The organism is Sulfitobacter mediterraneus, assembly GCF_003054325.1.
Taxonomy (GTDB): Bacteria; Pseudomonadota; Alphaproteobacteria; order Rhodobacterales; family Rhodobacteraceae; genus Sulfitobacter; species Sulfitobacter mediterraneus.
Genome location: NZ_QBKU01000032.1, coordinates 1 through 2,156 on the forward strand (window position 1 = coordinate 1; position 2,156 = coordinate 2,156).

Annotated in this window: 3 protein-coding genes; 1 reads left to right on the top strand and 2 read right to left on the bottom strand. The window is 51.6% G+C overall.

Annotation, left to right across the window (positions count from 1 at the left end; genetic code table 11):
- Positions 1–161: 161 nt before the first annotated feature.
- On the bottom strand, positions 162–722 hold the full coding sequence (locus tag C8N31_RS20105) for a hypothetical protein (protein ID WP_025050051.1): 561 nt from the start codon (positions 720–722) through the stop codon (positions 162–164).
- A gap of 504 nt (positions 723–1,226) precedes the next feature.
- On the opposite strand from C8N31_RS20105, the gene C8N31_RS20110 reads away from it, so the two are divergent.
- The gene (locus tag C8N31_RS20110; protein WP_025050050.1) at positions 1,227–1,634 is read left to right on the top strand and encodes a universal stress protein; all 408 of its coding nucleotides are present in this window, start codon (positions 1,227–1,229) and stop codon (positions 1,632–1,634) included.
- Between the two features lie 269 nt (positions 1,635–1,903).
- Here C8N31_RS20110 and C8N31_RS20115 read toward each other — a convergent pair whose 3' ends face one another.
- On the bottom strand, positions 1,904–2,083 hold the full coding sequence (locus tag C8N31_RS20115) for a hypothetical protein (protein ID WP_025050049.1): 180 nt from the start codon (positions 2,081–2,083) through the stop codon (positions 1,904–1,906).
- Positions 2,084–2,156 lie beyond the last annotated feature (73 nt).

Sequence of the window (2,156 nt, forward strand, 5' to 3'; positions counted from 1 at the left end):
GGGGGGGGAAGATAGCCCTGGGGGAGGTAACCCGATCAGGGTCCCCTGTGCTGGGGATCAGGTACCCGAATTAGGGATAGATGACTGGTTGTGGTGGATAGCCTTGGGGGGGATCTTAGCTGAAGGGGTCCTACGGGTGGAAGGGGTGTGTCGCTGGCGAGCTATTGCAGAGCAGGATCCACACCAAGCAGAGACATAAATTCATAATACCCAAAAAGCACCAACAGGAAAAATACGAACAATACGAGCTCATGTTTAAAGTGGTGCGAATGGAAGAACTCTCTGTCGTTGTGGTGGATGACGTCCATTAGCTCATCGCCGAAACGGATTGAAAGGAACGTACCAATGCCAGACAGCAAAATGATGCCCCAATATGGATAGGGATTTGTAAGTACAGTGTGCAGCAATTCCGTCAGAAGCGTGGTGCCATAGTAGCTGGCCCCCCAAAGCAGCGTTGCGACATTAATCCCGAGTGCAACGGCCCAAACGGCTACCTCTGACACGACCATACGAATGCCAAACAACACTCGCAGCGGAAAATCCAGTAAGAACCCGGCATCGGCAACTGGCGTACAGAGCACGAAGAAACTCCAAGTCAGAAGCGCTGCCACGCCCCCTGTCGCAAAATCATACTCATAGCTGAGATAGCCAAAATACCCGACTAGGATAGCGCACAAGAGCAGGAATTTTATGAGGACTTGTCTGTGGGTCTTCGCGGTCATGAAATGTCCTGAAAGAAGGCTCAGAGAACCAGATGCAGCGCCCAATCGAGGATAGCGGAAACAGTTTTATCCACAATAGAAGCGTCGGCAAGCCCAAATAGTCGCAAATAGAAGTACCCGATCACTCCGGCCAATGAACAGACTACGACCGAGGCCAAGGTGTATGCGATGTCCGAAAGCTTCAACACAGGCTATGGTATCCTTTGCGGAAATCTCTAGCACATTTCACGATCAAAGTCGCTCTTGCCGCTAATCGTTCGGTTGTTATGAGGCAGGAAAGCTTGGGAAGGCTTGAATTGAAGAAAGCGATGATGGTCAGACCCCCAGCACATCTCCGGAGACACTATGCCGACCCAATGCCCCTCTGCTTCATGGTCTTTGGGTTCAGCGGTGCAGATGCTTATGTAGGGTGCTACATTTGAGCGATTGACCTGCATCAATGTGGGAAAACGGCAAAAATGGTAAACTCTCGGACAGCAACTGCGTCAGCAACGGAGAACCAAAATGTACAAGAACATCTTGATACCGGTATTACTGGATGATGACCACGACAAGAGCGGCGCCGTCCAAGTTGCGAAGGCTCTGGCAGAAGACGGAGCGACCTTCACTGTGCTGCATGTAATGGAAGCCATACCCGCCTATGTCACTATTGAGATTCCCGCTGAGGTGTTGGCCAACACTAGGAAAGAGGTCGAGGAAGGTCTCTCAGCAATATCTAATGAGCTGCCAAATTGCCTCGGGGTAACCATTTCAGGTCACGCTGGGAATTCCATCGTGGAATATGCCAAAAAGCATGACATCGATTGTATTGTTTTGGCTTCGCACAAGCCTGGCCTACAGAACTTCTTTCTGGGTTCAACCGCTGACCGCGTGGTCAGACATGCCGCTTGTGCGGTTCACGTTCTCAGATAGTGAGCCGAACCATCGTCATGAAATTGGGTCTTTCGATAGGTGTATCGCTGCTCGTCGCCGTTGCTCTGATTGCACTTTCGGTAACCTTGAGTGATGCCAAACGGCCGGTGAACAGTGATAGTGGTGAGGAAATATCTAACGGCAAATGATGATGGGATTTTCTGACCTTATACTTCGACTAGGCATCTGGAAAGTATGGAGAATTCTTCCTCCAAAAGAAAAAGGAAAAGTGCTCCCCCGGCCAGCACGATGCCAGCCGGGGAGGTTTGTTATGAGGGATAGGCCTTGTTCACGACGTAATCCGCCAACCACTGCCAGTAATACTGGGCACTGATGAAGCCCTGAGCTCTCGCAGCCACGTCCTCCGCGTCAGAGCGGGTCAGACCACCATCATACTCAGCAATGGCAGCCCGCTCCTCGAAGGCCCCGATGTCAGGGGGTACCATCATGACGGTACCCTGATCTGATCCACGATCCCGCGCTTCTGCTCATCACTGATCCCAGCCGAGTAGATGCTGTAGG

Excerpts from the sequence above, each read along its gene's own strand:
- C8N31_RS20105 (WP_025050051.1), bottom strand. The coding sequence starts at position 722 with ATGACCGCGAAGACCCACAGACAAGTCCTCATAAAATTCCTGCTCTTG.
- C8N31_RS20110 (WP_025050050.1), top strand. The coding sequence starts at position 1,227 with ATGTACAAGAACATCTTGATACCGGTATTACTGGATGATGACCACGAC.
- C8N31_RS20115 (WP_025050049.1), bottom strand. The coding sequence starts at position 2,083 with ATGATGGTACCCCCTGACATCGGGGCCTTCGAGGAGCGGGCTGCCATT.